Origin of the sequence: Kribbella lupini (assembly GCF_039529595.1) — a bacterium.
GTDB lineage: Bacteria > Actinomycetota > Actinomycetes > Propionibacteriales > Kribbellaceae > Kribbella > Kribbella lupini.
Genome location: NZ_BAAANC010000001.1, coordinates 2,641,430 through 2,659,696, shown reverse-complemented (window position 1 = coordinate 2,659,696; position 18,267 = coordinate 2,641,430). Strand labels below are relative to the sequence as shown.

At 69.4% G+C, this 18,267-nt stretch carries 11 protein-coding genes; 9 read left to right on the top strand and 2 right to left on the bottom strand.

Annotation, left to right across the window (positions count from 1 at the left end):
* The first annotated feature begins 27 nt into the window (after window positions 1-27).
* The 7 genes from ABD235_RS12235 (at window position 28) to ABD235_RS12205 (ending at window position 12,809) form a co-directional block, all read left to right on the top strand.
* A complete protein-coding gene (locus ABD235_RS12235) occupies window positions 28-1,536 on the top strand; it encodes a sugar ABC transporter ATP-binding protein (RefSeq protein ID WP_344173230.1) in 1,509 nt (502 codons plus the stop codon).
* Window positions 1,536-2,630: an ABC transporter permease gene (locus tag ABD235_RS12230; RefSeq protein ID WP_344173228.1), complete on the top strand. Its 1,095-nt coding sequence runs from the start codon at window positions 1,536-1,538 to the stop codon at window positions 2,628-2,630. Before ABD235_RS12235 ends, ABD235_RS12230 begins: the two co-directional genes overlap by 1 nt.
* Before the next feature lie 44 nt (window positions 2,631-2,674).
* Entirely contained in the window at window positions 2,675-3,727 is a 1,053-nt protein-coding gene (locus tag ABD235_RS12225; protein WP_344173226.1) for a substrate-binding domain-containing protein, read from the top strand.
* A gap of 36 nt (window positions 3,728-3,763) precedes the next feature.
* Window positions 3,764-4,927 carry a Gfo/Idh/MocA family protein gene (locus ABD235_RS12220; RefSeq protein ID WP_344173224.1) on the top strand — a complete coding sequence of 388 codons (1,164 nt, stop codon included), beginning with the start codon at window positions 3,764-3,766 and terminating at the stop codon, window positions 4,925-4,927.
* The gene (gene xylA, locus ABD235_RS12215; RefSeq protein WP_344173222.1) at window positions 4,924-6,084 is read left to right on the top strand and encodes a xylose isomerase; all 1,161 of its coding nucleotides are present in this window, start codon (window positions 4,924-4,926) and stop codon (window positions 6,082-6,084) included. The genes ABD235_RS12220 and xylA overlap by 4 nt, the downstream gene beginning before the upstream one ends.
* Window positions 6,085-6,182: 98 nt before the next feature.
* A complete protein-coding gene (locus ABD235_RS12210; protein WP_344173219.1) occupies window positions 6,183-11,576 on the top strand; it encodes a ThuA domain-containing protein in 5,394 nt (1,797 codons plus the stop codon).
* 231 nt (window positions 11,577-11,807) lie between these two features.
* Window positions 11,808-12,809 (top strand): sugar phosphate isomerase/epimerase family protein, encoded by a 1,002-nt coding sequence (locus tag ABD235_RS12205; RefSeq protein ID WP_344173217.1) that lies wholly within the window; start codon window positions 11,808-11,810, stop codon window positions 12,807-12,809.
* A gap of 66 nt (window positions 12,810-12,875) precedes the next feature.
* Here the strand turns inward: ABD235_RS12205 and ABD235_RS12200 are convergent, their stop codons facing one another.
* Window positions 12,876-13,817: a DUF1996 domain-containing protein gene (locus ABD235_RS12200; RefSeq protein WP_344173215.1), complete on the bottom strand. Its 942-nt coding sequence runs from the start codon at window positions 13,815-13,817 to the stop codon at window positions 12,876-12,878.
* 312 nt (window positions 13,818-14,129) lie between these two features.
* On the opposite strand from ABD235_RS12200, the gene ABD235_RS12195 reads away from it, so the two are divergent.
* Window positions 14,130-16,334 (top strand): discoidin domain-containing protein, encoded by a 2,205-nt coding sequence (locus ABD235_RS12195; protein ID WP_344173213.1) that lies wholly within the window; start codon window positions 14,130-14,132, stop codon window positions 16,332-16,334.
* Window positions 16,335-16,427: 93 nt separating this feature from the next.
* Window positions 16,428-17,450 carry a LacI family DNA-binding transcriptional regulator gene (locus ABD235_RS12190; RefSeq protein ID WP_344173211.1) on the top strand — a complete coding sequence of 341 codons (1,023 nt, stop codon included), beginning with the start codon at window positions 16,428-16,430 and terminating at the stop codon, window positions 17,448-17,450.
* Window positions 17,451-17,511: 61 nt separating this feature from the next.
* On the opposite strand, the gene ABD235_RS12185 is transcribed toward ABD235_RS12190, so the two are convergent.
* A complete protein-coding gene (locus tag ABD235_RS12185; protein ID WP_344173209.1) occupies window positions 17,512-18,243 on the bottom strand; it encodes a potassium channel family protein in 732 nt (243 codons plus the stop codon).
* Window positions 18,244-18,267 lie beyond the last annotated feature (24 nt).

The following is an 18,267-nucleotide window of genomic DNA, read 5'->3' as shown; positions in this document are numbered from 1 at the left end:
ACCGGGGTGAGTGGGAAAGGTGATGGGGTGGCCGACGAAGAACTGTTGCGGATGACCGGGATCGTGAAGGAGTTTCCCGGTGTCCGGGCGCTGGACGGCGTCGATCTCGACGTCCGCCGGGGCGAGGTGCACTGCCTGCTCGGCCAGAACGGCGCGGGCAAGTCGACGCTGATCCGCGTCCTGACCGGCGCGCACCAGCCGGACCAGGGCTCGATCGTTGTCAACGGCAACGAGGTCGCGCTGAACAGCCCGACCGCCGCGATCGATCTCGGCATCGCCGCGATCTACCAGGAGCTCGACCTCGTCCCCGACCTGACCGTCGCCGAGAACGTGTTCCTCGGCCACGAGCCGGCCCGGTTCGGGCTGACCCGGCGGCACGAGGTGAACACCAGGGCGCGCGAGCTGCTCAAGGGCCTCGGCCACGGCGAGATCCCGGTCGGCCGCACGGTCGGGCTGCTCCCGGCCGCCGGCCAGCAGGTGGTGAGCATGGCGAGAGCCCTGTCCCGTGACGCTCAGCTGATCGTCATGGACGAGCCGTCCGCCGTCCTGGACTCCGAAGAGGTCGGCAACCTGTTCCGCGTGATCCGCGACCTCACCGCCCGCGGCGTGGCGGTGATCTACATCTCCCACCGGCTGGAGGAGATCCGCGAGATCGGCGACCGGGTCACCGTGCTCAAGGACGGCGCGACGGTCGCGACCGGTCTCGACGCGCGGCAGACGCCGACGTCGGAGCTGATCCGGCTGATGACCGGCCGCTCGATCGAGTACGTGTTCCCGCCCCGGGCCACGCTCCCCGGGGACGCGCAGACGGTGCTCGAGGTGACCGGCCTGTCCCGGCCGCGCGAGTTCGAGGACATCGGCTTCGAGGTGCGGGCCGGCGAGATCGTCGGCTTCGCGGGGTTGGTCGGATCGGGCCGGTCCGAAGTCCTGGAGACCGTGTACGGCGCGCGCAAGGCCGCCACCGGCGAGGTCCGCGTCGACGGCGTCACGCTGCGGCCGGGCCGGGTGCAGGCGGCGGTCAAGGCGGGCGTCGGGCTCGCGCCCGAGGAGCGCAAGAGCCAGGCGCTGCTGCTCGACGAGGCGGTCTACAAGAACATCACGGTCTCCACCATGCAGCGGTTCGCCAGCGGCGGGTTCCTCAACGGGCACGCCGAGAAGAAGGCGGCCGAGGAGCTGACCAAGGCGCTCGACGTCCGGCCACCCGGCGTGGAGCACCCGGTGCGGAACCTGTCCGGCGGCAACCAGCAGAAGGTCGTCCTGGCCCGCTGGCTGCTCCGCGACTGCCGGGTGCTGCTGCTCGACGAACCGACCCGCGGGGTCGACGTCGGGGCCCGGTCGGAGATCTACGCGCTGATCCGCAAGCTGGCCGCGAACGGCGTCGCGATCGTGCTGGTCTCCAGCGAGGTCGAAGAGGTGCTCGGTCTGGCCGACCGGGTCGTGGTGATGCGGGAGGGGCGGGCCGTGCACACCGGTCCCGCGCACGAAATCGACGAGCACCGGGTGCTCGACCTGGTGATGGAAGGAAGTGCCGTGTGATGAGTGAGGAAGTCGCACGACCGGAAACGGCAACAGCAAGTGGTGACAAGGTCCAGGACGCGGTGCCGACCACGGCGTCCACGCAGTCCACCACCCGCCAGCCGGGCGCGCCACGCAACGGTGGGGGAGCGCTGAGCATCCTGCGCACCGGGATGGGCCGCAACGTCGGCCTGGTCGTCGCGCTGGTGCTGCTGTGCATCGTCGGGGTGATCACCGCCGGCGACACCTTCGCCACCAGCGCCAACGTGCTCACCATCCTGCGGCTGGCCGCGGTGGTCGGCGTGGTCAGCATCGGGATGACCTTCGTCATCACCGGCGGCGGGATCGACCTGTCGGTCGGCGCGATGCTCGCGCTGGCCTCGGTCTGGGCCACCACCCTGGCCACCCAGCAGATGGCCGCCGACTACGGCGTGATCTTCATGGTCTCGACAGCGCTCCTGGTCGGCGCCGCCTGCGGACTGGTGAACGGCCTTCTCGTTGCCTACGGCAAGGTCGTGCCGTTCATCGCGACGCTGGCGATGCTGGCCGGGGCGCGCGGTCTGGCCGAGATCATCTCCGACCGCAAGACCCAGATCATCACCGTCAACCCGTTCCTCGACTTCTTCGGCGGCTCGTTCCTCGGCGTACCGGTCCTGGTCTGGATGTTCGTGATCGTCGCGGCGCTCGGCTGGGTGCTGCTCAACCGGACCACCTTCGGCCGCCGGACGTTCGCGGTCGGCGGCAACGCCGAAGCGGCCCGCCTGGCCGGCATCAAGGTCCAGCGGCACACCGTCGCGCTCTACGTCCTCGCGGGCCTGTGCTGCGGCATCGCCGCCGTCATGCTGATGGCCCGTACGACGACCGGCAGCTCGACGCACGGCCAGCTGTACGAGCTGGACGCGATCGCGGCGGTGGTGATCGGCGGCACGCTGCTGTCCGGCGGCCGCGGCACGATCGTCGGCACCGTGTTCGGCGTCCTGATCTTCACCACCCTGAACAACGTCTTCACCCTGAACAACCTGAGCATCTCCGCGCAGTCGGTGGCGAAGGGCCTGATCATCGTGATCGCGGTCCTCCTCCAGCAGCGCCTGGCCGCCCGCGCCACCACCCCATGAGTTTCGTAACCCCTGTAGAGCAGTTCGCACATTGGAGGACGATGATGTCCGCACGACCCGCGCGGTTCCTGAAGGTTGCCGGTATCGCCGGCCTGAGCTCGCTGGCGCTGATCGCCTGCACCAGCAACACCCCGGAGGCCGAGAAGACCTCCGACACCGGCGCCACCCAGGCCGTGGCCGGAGGCAAGAACGACGAACCGGGCAAGAAGGTCAAGATCGGCTTCTCCGCACCGGCCGCCGACCACGGCTGGATGGGCGCGATCACCAAGGCCACCCAGGCCGAGGCGAAGAAGTTCTCCGACGTCGAGCTGGTGGTGGCCGAGGGCACCAACGACGTCAACCTGCAGATCAGCCAGGTGGAGACCTTCATCAACCAGAAGGTCGACGCGATCGTGCTGCTGCCGTTCGACGGCGCCGCGCTGACCGCGGTCGCCACCAAGGCGATGGACGCCGGCATCATCGTGGTCAACGTCGACCGCGAGTTCGGCAGCACCTTCGCCGCCCGGACCACCGTGCTCGGTGACAACAAGGGCATGGGCGTCTCGGCCGGCACCTACATCTGCCAGGAGCTGAAGGGCAAGACCGACGCGGTGGTCGCCGAGATCGCCGGTATCGACTCGCTGCCGCTGACCCAGGCCCGCAGCCAGGGCTTCAAGGAAGCGCTCGCCGACTGCGGCCTGAAGGTCAGCAACCGCGTCCCGGCCGAGTTCACCGTCGAGTCCGGTGAGAAGGCCGCCGCGAACCTGCTCCAGGCCGCGCCGAAGATCGACGCGATCTGGAACCACGACGACGACCAGGGTGTCGGCGTGCTGGCTGCGATCAAGAACTCCGGTCGCAAGGAGTTCTTCATGGTCGGCGGCGCCGGCTCGGCGAACGTGATGCGCGACATCAAGGCCGGCAACACGGTGATGCGGGCCACGGTCATCTACCCGTCCACCCAGGGCGCCGACGGCGTCCGGCTGGCCCGCCTGCTGGTGCAGAAGAAGTCGCTCGGTGACCTGGTCGAGGTCGAGGTCCCGCGCACCGTCCAGCTGTACGCGCCGGTCGTCACCAAGGACAACGTGGACCAGTACCTCCCGACCGCCTTCGAAAGCTGACCAACACCGCGAAAGCTGAGAAAGGGACAACACGGTATGACGAACCTGGGCATCGGCCTGATCGGCTACGCCTTCATGGGGGCCGCCCACTCGCAGGCCTGGCGCAACGCACCGCGCTTCTTCGACCTGCCGCTGCACCCGGACCTGAACGTCCTGTGCGGCCGCAACGCCGAGGCGGTGCAGGAGGCCGCGGGCAAGCTCGGCTGGAGCACGACCGAGACCGACTGGCGCAAGCTACTGGAGCGTGACGACGTCCAGCTGGTCGACGTCTGTACGCCGGGCGACAGCCACGCCGAGATCGCGATCGCCGCGCTCGAGGCCGGCAAGCACGTGCTGTGCGAGAAGCCGCTGGCCAACACCGTCGCGGAAGCCGAGGCGATGGCCGCCGCGGCGGCCAAGGCGGCGGCCGGCGGGGTCAGGTCGATGGTCGGGTTCACCTACCGGCGGGTCCCGGCGATCGCGCTGGCCCGCAAACTCGTGGCCGAGGGCAAGGTCGGTACCGTCCGGCACGTCCGGGCGCAGTACCTGCAGGACTGGATCGCCGACCCCGAGGCGCCGCTGTCGTGGCGCCTCGACAAGGAGAAAGCCGGCTCCGGCGCGCTCGGCGACATCGGCGCGCACATCGTCGACCTGACCCAGTTCATCACCGGCGACCGGATCGCCGAGGTCAGCGGCCGGCTGGAGACGTTCGTCAAGGAGCGTCCGAAGGCCGAGGCGCACAGCGGCCTGTCCGGTACGGCGAGCACCGAGCGTGGTCCGGTCACCGTGGACGACGCGGCGGTGTTCATCGCGAACTTCCGCAGCGGCGCGCTCGGCGTCTTCGAGGCGACCCGGTTCGCCACCGGCCGCAAGAACGCGATCCGGATCGAGATCAACGGGTCGAAGGGCAGCCTGGCCTTCGACTTCGAGGACATGAACCTGCTGCACTACTACGACGCGACCGAGGACCCCGAGACCGCGGGCTTCCGGCGCATCCTGGCCACCGAGCCGGTGCACCCGTACGTCGCGGCCTGGTGGCCGCCGGGTCACCTGCTCGGGTACGAGCACGGCTTCACCCACCAAGTGGTCGACCTGGTCACGGCGATTGCCGAGGGCAAGGACCCGGAGCCGTCGTTCGCCGACGGCCTGCAGGTCCAGCGCGTCCTGGCGGCCGTCGAGGACAGCTCGAACTCCCGACAATGGCAGGAGATTCCAGAGTGAACGCATACACCCCGAGCAAGGCCGACAAGTTCTCGTTCGGACTGTGGACGGTCGGCTGGGAAGGCGTCGACGTCTTCGGTACGGCGGTCCGCGCACCGCTCGACCCGGTGCTGGCGGTCGAGAAGCTCGCCGAGCTGGGCGCCGCCGCGGTCTCCTTCCACGACGACGACCTGGTCCCGGACGACGCGCAGCGCCAGGCGGTGCTCGCGCGGTTCGGCAAGGCACTGGCCGACACCGGCCTGGTGGTCGAGATGGCCACCACGAACCTGTTCGCCCACCCGGTGTTCAAGGACGGTGGCCTGACCGCCAACGACCGCGACGTCCGCCGGTACGCGCTGGCCAAGATCCTGCGCAACGTCGACCTGGCCGCCGAGCTCGGCGCCACGACGTACGTGCTGTGGGGCGGCCGCGAAGGCGCGGAGTCGGGCGGCTCGAAGGACGTCCGGGCCGCGATGGACCGGTACAAGGAGTCGATGGACCTGCTCACGACGTACGTGCGTGAGCAGGGCTACGACATCCGGTTCGCTCTGGAGCCGAAGCCGAACGAGCCGCGCGGCGACATCCTGCTGCCGACCATCGGGCACGCGATCGCGTTCATCAACGACCTCGAGCACCCCGAACTGGTCGGGATCAACCCCGAGGTCGGGCACGAGCAGATGGCCGGCCTGAACTACGCGCACGGGATCGCCCAGGCGCTGTGGCACGGCAAGCTGTTCCACATCGACCTGAACGGGCAGCACGGGCCGCGCTTCGACCAGGACCTGCGCTTCGGCGCCGGCAACCTGCGGGAGGCGTTCTGGACCGTCGACGTGCTGCAGGGGGCCGAAGGGCAGCCCGGGTACGACGGCTACGTCCACTTCGACTACAAGCCGCCGCGCACCGAGGACCTGGACGGTGTCTGGGAGACCGCGCGCGGCTGCATGCGCAACTACCTGATCCTGCGCGAGAAGGTGGCCGCGTTCCGGGCCGACCCCGAGGTCCAGGAGGCCCTGGCCGCGGCCCGGGTCGCGGACCTGTCCCAGCCGACGCTCGGCGCGGGCGAGTCCCTCGACGAGTTGCGCAAGGCAACCTACGACCCCGAAGCACTGGCGGCTCGTGGCCTCGGCTTCGAGAAGCTCGACCAGCTGGCGATGGAGCACCTGCTCGGCGTCCGCTGACCACCACCACGCAGTAGCTGTACCAGGGCCGACGCCCGGGGACCCGCCCCGGAAACCGATGGAGCGCGCACCTTATCCGACCCATAAGGAGCACCCTCATGCACCAGCTACGCAGGCGTCTGCACGGCACGGTTGTCCGTGCCGTGCTGCTGGCGCTGATCGCCACCCTGGCGATCCCGCTCAGTGCCTTACCGGCGCGCGCCCACCCGGGCCACGGCGACGAGACCTTCAACGCGTTGATCTTCAGCAAGACCGCCGGGTTCCGGCACGACGCGATCCCGGCCGGGATCCAGGCCGTGAAGGACCTGGCGGCCGCCAACAACTTCACCGTCACCGCGACCGAGGACGCGGCGATGTTCAACGACACCGAGCTGGCCAAGTACGAGGTGGTCATCTGGATGTCGACCACCGGTGACGTGCTGAACGCCGACCAGCAGGCGGCGTTCGAGCGCTACATCCAGGGCGGCGGCGGGTACGCCGGCGTGCACGCGGCCTCGGACACGGAGTACGAGTGGCCCTGGTACGGCAAGCTCGTCGGCGCGTACTTCGACAGCCACCCGCCGGGCACGCCGAACGCGAACGTGAAGGTCGAGGACCACGCACACCCCTCGACCGCCGAGGCGCCGACCACCTGGAACCGCACCGACGAGTGGTACAACTACCGGACCAACCCGCGCGACTCGGTGCACGTGCTCGCCTCGATGGACGAGACGTCGTACACCGGCGGCAACATGGGCGCCGAGCACCCGATCGCGTGGTGCCAGGACTACGACGGCGGCCGCGCGTGGTACACCGGCATGGGCCATACGATCGAGTCGTACGCCGACCCGGTGTTCCGTGAGCACCTGCTCGGCGGCATCAAGACCGCCGCGGGGGTCCAGCCGGCCGACTGCGGCGCGTCGCTGAGCGACAGCTACCAGAAGGTCGCCCTCGACGACGACACGTCGAACCCGATGGAACTGACCATCGCCAAGGACGGCCGGGTCTTCTACATCGACCGCAACGGCGCCGTGAAGATCGTCAAGACCGACGGCAGCGTGGTCACCGCGGGGACCCTGAACGTCTACACCGGTCAGGAGTTCGGCCTGCTCGGCATCGCGCTCGACCCGGCCTTCGACACCAACGGCTTCCTGTACCTGTACTACTCGCCGGCCGGCACCGAGGCCTTCGACCGGGTGTCGAGGTTCAAGGTGAACGGCGATTCGCTCGACCTGGCCAGCGAGAAACAGGTCATCCGGATCGACACCCAGCGGGACCAGTGCTGCCACGCGGGTGGCGCGCTGGAGTTCGACAACAACGGCAACCTGTACGTCGCCACCGGTGACAACAGCAACCCGTTCGACTCCGACGGCTACTCGCCGCTCGACGAGCGGGCCGGCCGCGCGGCCTGGGACTCCCAGCGCAGCGCTGCCAACAGCAACAACCTGAACGGCAAGGTGCTCCGGATCCACATCGAGGCCGACGGTTCGTACACCGTTCCCGACGGCAACCTGTTCCCGGCCGGTACGGCGAAGACGCGGCCCGAGATCTACGCGATGGGCTTCCGCAACCCGTTCCGGATCGGCATCGACCCGACCACCAACCACCTGTTCGTCGCCGACTACGGTCCGGACGCCGGGCAGGTCTCGCCGACCCGCGGCCCGGACGGCCGGGTCGAGTGGGACATCCTGGACAAGCCGGGCTTCTACGGCTGGCCGTACTGCGTCGGCAACAACACGCCGTACAACGACCACGACTTCGCCACCGGGACCTCCGGTGCGACGTTCAACTGCAGCGCGCCGGTGAACAACTCGCCGAACAACACCGGCATCACCCAGCTGCCGGCGGCGATCCCGGCCAGCCTGTGGATGGGCAAGTCGACGACCGGCGTACCGGAGATCGGTGGCAGTGGCGCGCCGATGACCAGCGGCGCGTACCAGTTCGACCCGGACAGCGACTCCGACCGCAAGTGGCCGCAGTACTTCGACGGCAAGGCGGTCTTCGCCGACTGGAACGACAGCCGGCTGTTCTCCGTGCAGCTCAACGACGACCGGTCCAAGGTCGCCGACGTGTCCCGGATGCTCGGCAAGCTGAACTTCATCCGGCCGCACGCGCTGCAGTTCGGCCCGGACGGCGCGCTGTACGTGATCGAGTGGGGGAGCGGGTTCGGCGGCAACAACGCCGACTCCGGCGTCTACCGCGTCGACTACGTCCAGGGCAACCGGGCGCCGATCGCCCAGTTCAGCACCGACAAGACGTCCGGGCCGGTGCCGTTGACGGTCGCCTTCGACAGCACGGGATCGCGTGATCCCGACGGGCAGCCGATCACGCTGGCGTGGGACTTCGACGGCAACGGGACGACCGACTCGACCGAGGCCAAGCCGACCCACGTCTACACCACCGCCGGGGTGTTCACGGCCCGGTTGACGGTGACCGACAGCGACGGCCGGTCGGCGGTCTCGAACCGGACCATCACCGCCGGCAACACGGCTCCGACGATCTCGATCGAGGCGCCGCTCGACGGTGGCTTCTTCGACTTCGGCGACACCATCAAGTACAAGGTGACCGTCACCGATCCCGAGGACGGGACGGTGAACTGCCAGGACGTGATCACCCAGCCGGCGCTGGGCCACGACGAGCACGCGCACGGGTACGAGCAGTACCACGGCTGCGAGGGGACGTTCCCGCTTCCTGGTGACGAGGGGCACGTCGGCGCGAACATCTTCGGCATCGTGACGGTGAAGTACACCGACAAGGGTGCTCCCGGCACCGGCGCGATCACGACCGAGAAGGTCGTGCAGCTGCAGCCGAAGACCCGCGAGGCGGAGTACTTCGACGAGACCGGCGGCCCGGGCGACGCGCCCGGCGTACAGGTCGAGGACACCGGTGACACCGCCGGTGGCGGCAAGAACATCGGGTTCATCGAGGACGGCGACTGGTGGGGCTGGAAGCCCACCAACCTGACCGGGATCGACCGGATCGAGCTGCGGGCGGCCTCGCCGGACGCGGGCGCGACCGTGCAGGTCCGGCAGGGCTCACCGACCGACGGGCCGATCGTCGCGACTATCCAGGTCACGCCGACCGGTGCCTGGCAGACGTACGGGAACTTCTCGGCAGCGGTCAGTGGCGCTTCGTTGACCAGCGGTCCGCTGTACTTCGTCAAGACGACGGGGCAGCTGAACGTCAACTGGGTGAAGTTCGTCGGCAAGGGCGTCACCGAGAACCAGCGGCCGGCCGTGACGGCAAGCGCGTCGACGGTCCAGGGCAAGGCGCCGTTGAAGGTGGACTTCACCTCCTCGGCCACCGATCCCGAGGGCGACCTTCCGTTGTCGTACGCGTGGAGCTTCGGCGACGGCGCGACGGGGACGGGCGAGAACCCGAGCCACACCTACACGACCGCCGGCACCTTCACGGCGACCGTCACGGTGACCGACGCGCGCGGTGCGAAGGGCACCGCGAAGATCGCGATCAAGGTGGACACCCCGGCGCCGCCGACGTGTCTGACCGGGCGCTCGGACGGCTTCGAGGGCACGACGCTCGACACCGGCCGGTGGAGTGCGGTCGTCCGGGGCAACCAGGAGCTGTCGGTTGCCGGTGGCAACCTGGTGCTGCCGTTGACGGCGACCGACATCTACGGCACCGGCAACACCGGTACGCCGAACATCGTGCTGCAGCCGTTGCCCGCCGGAGCCTGGCAGGCCACCGCGAAGCTGACGATGCCGGCCCGCCTGGCCTACCAGCAGGCCGGGTTGATCGTGTACGGCGACGACGACAACTACGCCAAGATGGTGCTGCAGGGCCGCTCGACCGGTGCTCCCTCGGCCGCCGACCGGATCTTCCAGTTCATCCGGGAGGAAGCCGGTACGCCGAACGAGGTGACCGCGTCGAACACGCCCAACCTCGGCGCGGCGTACCCGGACACGGTCTGGGTCCGGTTCACCAGTGACGGCGCGAACCTGAAGGCGGCGTACAGCGCGGACGGCGCGACCTTCACCGAGATGTCGGAGACCAAGCAGCTGGCCGGGATCAGCAACCCCCGGATCGGTCTGTTCGGCCTGGCCAACCGGACCGAGGCGCTGCCGCTGGCGGCTCAGTTCGACTACTTCAGCATCACGCCGGACGACACGGCCGAGGTCCCGACCCCGGACGACGAGTTCACCGGGACGACGCTGGACGCGTGCCGCTGGTCCGCGATCGTCCGGCCCGACCCGGCGGCGTACCGGGTGACCGGTGGCGCGGTCGAGATCGACACCAGCAAGGGCGACATCTACCAGGGCACGGCCACGAACCCGAAGAACCTGCTGCTGCAGCCGGCTCCCGACGGTGACTGGACGATCGAGACCAAGGTGGACGGCTCGGCGTTCAACGAGGCCTACCAGCAGGGTGGGCTGATGGTGTACGGCGACGACGCGAACTACGTGAAGCTGGACTACCTCACGAGCAACGCTCCGGGCTCCGCGGTGACGCGGGGGATCGAGCTGCGCAGCGAGGTGAACGACGCGCTCGTGTCGCCGCAGCCGAACGCTCCGACGCCGACGCAGGGAGTCTGGTACCTGCGGCTGGCCAAGAGCGGGACGACCTTCACCGGGTCGTACAGCGCGGACGGTCTGACCTGGACCGCGCTGCCGGCGGTGAGCAACCCGGCCCTGGCGTCGGCGAGCTTCGGCATCTACGCCTTCGGGGTCGACCAGGTCGCCTCGAAGACGGCGAAGTTCGACTACTTCAAGATCGTCCGGGACACGGTCGCCCCGCAGGTCAGCCTGTCGCTGAACCCGTCGGCGCCGTCCGGCCTGAACGGCTGGTGGACCGACGCGGTCGTCGCGACGGCGATGGCGACCGACAACCAGCCCGGCCAGGTGTACCTGGAGCAGAAGGTCGGTGACGGCGACTGGTCGGAGTACACGGCTCCGGTCAGCTTCGGCACCGACGGGACGCACACGATCCAGGTCCGGGCCTCCGACACCGCGGGCAACGTCTCGGCGCCGGAGTCGGTCACCGTCAAGGTGGACCGGACGGCTCCGAAGTCGACGGTCACCGGGCTCGCGTCCGGCGGCAAGCTCGGCGTGGCGTCGACGGTCGTGGTCGCGGCCACGGCCGAGGACGCGCTCTCCGGGCTCGGCGCGGTGACGCTGACGGTGGACGGGAAGGCGCTCCCGGCCGGCGGCAAGCTGGACGGGGTCGCGCTCGGGCTCGGTGCGCACGAGCTCGCGGCCACGGCCACGGACAAGGCCGGCAACACGTCGATCACCAAGGTGCCGTTCACCGTGGTGGCGACGTACGCCGAGGCACAGAAGCTCGTCGAGCGGTACCGGGTCGCCAAGACGTTGCCGCAGGCAACGGCGACGGTGATGAAGGTGCAGCTCGGCGTGGCCGAGCAGGCGCAGCGCAAGGGTCTCAAGCTCGTCGCGACCGTCGCGCTGGACCTGTACCTCGCCAAGGCACGGACGGTGCGGGACGTTCCCGCCCGGACCCTGCTGACAGCTGTCGGGCTGGACCTGAGGAAGAAGATCTGACCCGATGAACACGTCGCTGTGCGAGACCGCACCCTGTCCGACGCGGAGAGGCGTGCAGGAGCTCTCGATCGCCCTGGTGGTTCGGCCCCACCCGGACGTCCGGGAGAGCGGTTTCGCACAGCGCCGGGGGACCGCCCAGTGGTCCTCGTCCCCGGCGCCCCGGCCAGGCGCTCCGGCCGTGGCGCCGGGGACACACCCCCTGTAGTCCTGAGCACTTGAAGGAGTGGAGAGATGGCTCGACCGATCACCCTGTTCACCGGCCAGTGGGCCGACCTGCCGTTCGAGGAGGTGGCGCGGCTGGCCTCGGAGTGGGGCTACGACGGGCTCGAGATCGCCTGCTGGGGTGACCACCTCGACGTCCGCAAGGCCGCCGAGGACGACGCGTACGTCCAGAACCGGCTCGACATCCTCGAGAAGCACAACCTGAAGGTCTGGACCATCTCCAACCACCTGCTCGGCCAGGCGGTCTGCGACGACCCGATCGACCAGCGGCACCAGGCGATCCTGCCCGCGCACATCTGGGGCGACGGCGATCCCGAGGGCGTGCGGCAGCGCGCGGCCGAGGAGATGGGCACCACCGCGCGCGCCGCGCGCCGGCTGGGCGTCGACGTCGTGGTCGGCTTCACCGGCTCGGCGATCTGGAAGACCGTCGCGATGTTCCCACCGGTCCCGGAGTCGATGATCGACGCCGGGTACGCCGACTTCGCCGACCGGTGGAACCCGATCCTGGACGTCTTCGACGAGGTGGGCGTGAAGTTCGCGCACGAGGTGCACCCGTCGGAGATCGCCTACGACTACTGGTCCACCACCCGCGCCCTGGAGGCGATCGGGCACCGCGAGACGTTCGGCCTGAACTGGGACCCGAGCCACTTCGTCTGGCAGGACCTCGACCCGGTCGGCTTCCTGTGGGACTTCAAGGACCGGATCTACCACGTCGACTGCAAGGACGCGAAGCGTCAGGTCGGCAACGGCCGCAACGGCCGGATGGGTTCGCACCTGGCCTGGGGCGACCCGCGGCGCGGCTGGGACTTCGTCTCGACCGGGCACGGCGACGTCCCGTGGGAGGCGTGCTTCCGGATGCTCAACACGATCGGGTACGCCGGGCCGATCTCGGTCGAGTGGGAGGACGCCGGCATGGACCGCCTGGTCGGTGCCGCCGAGGCCCTGGAGTTCGTGAAGCGCCTGGCCTTCGACCCGCCGACCGCGTCGTTCGACGCGGCCTTCTCCTCGTAGGCGGCTGCCCCTCGTAGTACGCGCCTGTGGTGCCGGGTCCTGCCCAGACCCGGCACCACAGGTGTTCTAGGGGCGTCCCGGCAACCGGTAGTTGTCGCCGAGGACCTGCCCGCGGTTGGGCTTGTAGAGGTCGAAGCCCTTCGAGTTGCACTGCAGGCCACCGTTGATGCAGTGGCTCACCAGCGCCGCCAGGGTCGGGACGTCCCAGGCGTTGAAGAAGTCGTAGTGCCAGGTGTAGCCGCGTCCGCTCGCCAGCCGGACGTCGGTCACGTCCCCGTCGGCCGGGAACGCGATCTTGAACTCCAGCATCGGTACCGGGTTCGGGTGACTGGCCGGGCAGGAACCGTTGACCGGGTAGGCCATGTGGCTCTTGTGGTCCGGGGTGTCCAGGTCACGTCCGTTCCAGCAGTTCGGGGCCTGGTAGCGGATGTTGAGCTGGGTCCCGGCGGGACAGTTCGACGGGAAGTCCCAGTTGTGGGTGCTGTCGCCGCACTCCCAGCCCTCGACGGCGCCCGGTGATGTCCGGAACTGGTCGAGCGTCGCGGTCGGACTGCCGACGACGTACCGAAGGCCCGGCGGGAACGGCCGGACGGCCTGGTAGTCGAGGATGCCCGACTTGTAGTAGATGACCTGGTGCCAGGTCTGCTGTACGGGCTGGCCGGTGCCCGGCCCGCGGAACATCGTCGGCCACCAGTACGCCGACAGATCGTCGGGGTTGAGGCAGGTGGTCGCGTACGGGCCAGGCGCGTTGAGGCTCTCGAGCGTGGTCGCGGCGTTCGTCGTCTTGTTGCCGACGAAGCTGTGCTCGTGGGATGCGCCGGGCAGGTTGGGGAACACGATCGGGTCGTCGTTGGCACGGTGGTTGACCGTGCAGTTCACCTGGAACTCGTGGTGGGTGACCAGGTCGTCGGCTTGTGCCTGGGTGCCGGCGACGGTGGTGAGGACAGCGCTGAGGGTCAGGGCGGCGGTGCCGCCGGCGAACAGGATCTTCTTCCTTCTGCTGAACACGGATCTCCTCCTGTCGGGGGATTCCGCGGGGCGGTGGGCAGGAACATGTACTACGCGGCCCGCGGTCTGGAATTCGCGGGAGAGCGCTCTCTGAAACAGCGTCGACGGGGCCGTCCGCGCTGTCAAGAGCCGCCCGGTTCCGGAACCCGCTGAGCGTGGGCGAGCCGTTGACAAGCCGCCCGGCAGCCTCCACGATCAGTTCGCGAGAGAGCGCTCTCTGACTCTCGCGCACCGTTCCCCGCCGCTGCTCGCGCCGGGTTCCGGTCGCTGTGCTGTCCCGCCCTAACGCACACAGCGAAGGAGCACGCCCCGATGATTTCCCCCACTCCACCCACCCCACCGGAAGGCCGCGCCGGCGCCGGGCGCCGCGTTCGACGGCGCGGGCGGGTGCGTTCGTTGCTCGCGGCGACCGTTGCCGCGTCCACCCTTCTGCTCGGCAACCTGGTCCTGCAGGCCGCGCCCGCCCAGGCCGCGACCCTGCTCTCGCAGGGCCGCCCGGTCACCGCTTCCTCGTCCGAAGGAGCCGGTACGCCGGCGTCGGCCGCTGTCGACGGCGACCTGAACACCCGGTGGTCCAGCGTCTTCAGCGACCCGCAGTGGCTGCAGGTCGACCTCGGCTCGGCCGCGACGATCAGTCAGGTCGTGCTGCGGTGGGAAGCCGCGTACGCGACGGCGTACCGGGTCGAGGTGTCGGACGACGCCCAGGCCTGGCGACCTTTGGCCAGCACTGCGACCGGTGACGGCGGCACCGACTCGCTCACCGTCAACGGGTCCGGCCGGTACGTCCGGATGACTGGCACCCAGCGCGTCGGCGGCTACGGCTACTCGCTCTGGGAGTTCGAGGTGCACGGCACGCCGGGCACCGGTGGACCGCCGCAGGGCAACGGGACCGTCCAGGTCGCCGGTAGCCAAGGCAACTGGCAGCTGCTGGTCAACGGCGCGCCTTGGCAGGTCAAGGGCCTGACCTGGGGACCGGCCGCGGCAGACGCTCCGCAGCACCTCCCGCAGCTGAAGTCGATCGGCGTCAACACCGTGCGCACCTGGGGAACGGACGCGAGCTCCAAGCCGCTGTTCGACTCCGCGGCCGCGAACGGGATGCGCGTGATCGCCGGCTACTGGCTCCAACCTGGTGGTGGACCCGGCAGCGGCGGCTGCGTCAACTACGTCACGGACACGACGTACAAGCAGAACATGCTCGGTGAGATCCGGCGCTGGACCACGGAGTACAAGGACCACCCCGGCGTCCTGCTGTGGAACGTCGGCAACGAGTCCGTGCTCGGGCTGCAGAACTGCTACTCCGGCGCGGAGCTGGAGACGCAGCGGATCGAGTACGCCAAGTTCGTCAACGAGGGCGCCAAGGCGATCCACGCGATCGACCCGAACCACCCGGTCACCTCGACCGACGCGTGGACCGGCGCCTGGCCGTACTTCAAGCAGTACTCGCCGGACCTCGACCTGCTCGCGGTGAACTCCTACGGCAACGTCTGTCAGGTCAAGCAGGACTGGATCAACGGCGGGTACACGAAGCCGTACATCCTGACCGAGGGCGGACCAGCCGGTGAGTGGGAGGTGCCGAACGACGCGAACGGCGTACCGAACGAGCCGACAGACGTCCAGAAGCGCGACGGGTATCTGCAGGCCTGGAACTGCATCACCGGGCACAGCGGGGTCGCGCTCGGTGCGACGCTGTTCCACTACGGCAACGAGAACGACTTCGGCGCGGTCTGGTTCAACATCGCGCCGGGCGGCGAGAAGCGGCTGTCGTACTACGCGATCCGGCAGGCGTACGGCGGTCCGTCGGGCGGCAACACGCCGCCGGTGATCACGGCGATGAACCTCAGCCGGACGACCGATGTGCCGGCCGGTGGGACTCTCACCGTCGACGTCGCGGTCTCGGATCCCAACGGGGACCCGCTGACGCACGAGTTCAAGGTGGGTGGCAAGTACATCGACAACAACGGGTCGCTGGTGACCACGCCGTCGTCGGGCAACGGGCCGTTCACGGTGACCGTGCCGCAGCGGCTCGGGGTGTGGAAGCTGTACGACTACGTGCGCGACGGCAAGGGCAACGTGGGCATCGAGACGCGGTCCTTCCGGGTGGTCGCGCCGCCGGTGGCCGGGACGAACGTTGCCCGGGGCAAGCCCGTGACGGCGTCGTCGTACCAGCAGGTCGGCAACGGCGCGCCGTACCCACCGTCGAACGTGACGGACGGGAACAACACGACGCGCTGGGCCAGCGACTGGTCCGACCCGCAGTGGATCCAGGTCGATCTCGGCTCGGTCCAGTCCTTCGACCGGCTGCAGCTGATCTGGGAAGGCGCGTTCGCGCGGTCGTACCGGATCGAGGCGTCCGACGACGGGGCGAACTGGCGGCAGGTCTACACCACGGCCGACGGGAACGGTGACGTCGACGATCTCGGCGTGGCCGGCTCGGGCCGCTACGTGCGGCTGACCGGGACCCAGCGGGGGACCGGGTTCGGCTACTCGCTGTACGAGTTCGGCGTCTACCGGCGCTGAGTTGACGGGGGTACGGCGGTCCGCGGGGCGGGCCGCCGTACCTGTGGACGAAGAACAGGGGCCCGGCCGTTGTCAGAGCTACGATCCGTTGCCATGAAGTCACCCACTCGTACGCCCACCTTGGAAGACGTCGCCCAGGTCGCGGGCGTCTCGCGTGCGACGGTGTCCCGCGTGATCAACGGGCAGGCGTCGGTCGACGTCGCCTTGCGGCGCAAGGTGCTCGCCGCCGTCGAGAAGATCGGCTACCGCCCGAACAACGCGGCCCGGCAGTTGGCCGGGCGACGTACCGGCACGGTTGCTCTCGTCCTGTCCGGTTCCGACGGGTCGGCGGAGGAGGTCCTGAGCGACCCGTTCTTCGGGCGGATCACCGGGGGAGTGGTCAAACACCTGCGCACCCAGGGCAACCACCCGACGCTCTTCCTCGCCGACTCCGAGGCCACCCGCCTGGAAGCCGTCGACCACGTACGCCGAGGCGCCTCGGACGGCGCGCTGCTCGTCTCCACCCACGCCGACGACATCCTCCCCGGCCTGTTCGTCGAGGCGGGCCTCCCCGCCGTCCTCTTCGCCCGCCCCGCGCTGCACGCCCCGATCAGCTACGTCGACCTGGCCCATGAGGTCGGCGCCTCCCTCGCTGCCGATCGCCTGGTCTCCCGAGGCCGCCGCAAGGTCGTCACGATCGCCGGCCCGACGGACGTCCCCGCCGCCCAGGACCGCCTCACCGGCTTCCGCAAGGCCATGGCCAGACACGGCCACCCCCACATCCCAGTTGCCTACGGCAACTTCACCCGAGACTCCGGCGAAACCGCCATGCTGCAGCTGCTGGCCCGCGTCCCCGACCTGGACGGAGTCTTCGCCGCCAACGACCTGATGGCCGCCGGCGCCCTCCGAGCCCTCCGAGACGCCGGCCGCACGGTCCCCGCCCAGGTAGCAGTCATCGGCTTCGACGACAGCGCCCCGGCAAGAACCGCCGTCCCACCCCTCACCACCATCGCCCAGCCCTTGGAGGAGATGGCCGCCGAGATGTCCCGCCTCCTGGCAGACCAAATAGAAACCCCAGGCCAAGACCCCCAATGCACCATCTTCGACCCCCACCTGGTCGAACGAGACTCAGCCTGAACAGAAGAACACCTTGCTGCAGTCTTTCGGGCTGAGGGAAGGGCTTGGCGTGACATCTACGTCAGCCGCGGGGTGGGAGGCGGTTGGCGAGTTCGGTGCGGAGGGTTTGTACTTCCGTGATCAGGGTGGTGAGTTGTTCGTCGCGGGTGTCGGACTCGGCTTGTTCGGCGGTGTTGATTTGTTCGACGAACCACGAGGCGAGTGCGGCTGTGATGGTGCCGGCGAGGGCGATGCCGCCGATCATCAGGCCGACGCCGACGAAGCGGCCCTGCGCGGTGGTCGGGAACTGGTCGCCGTACCCGACCGTGGTGATGGTGGTGGCGGCCCACCAGGCGGCGTCCGCGAACGACTTGATGTTCGATCCCGCGCTGAGTCGCTCGGCGTCGAGCACGGCGAGGGCCGAGACGAAGCCGAGGAGCAGGACGGCGCCGACGACGTACGTCGTGGTCCGGCCTCGGACTGACACCGACATTCGGTTGAGTCGGGCCAGTGCTGTCACCACCCGGACCGCCCGGAGCGGGCGGAGGAGCGGTAGGACCAGCACCGCCAGGTCGAGGAGGTGGCTTCGGACGAACTGCGCCTTGCCCGGCGCGAGGCCGAGCCGCAGCAGGTAGTCGAGGCCGAAGCCGAACCAGATGACGATGTTCGTGATCGAGCAGGCCCGGACGAGACCGGAGTTCAGGCCCGGATCGAGGATGGGCCACGCGTAGACCGCCAGGAACACGACGGCCGCGGCGGTCAGGATCCCGGCGGATCGGCGTTCGTAGGCCTGTAACCGCTGCGCGCTCGTCATGTCGCTAGGACAGCACAGGAAAGT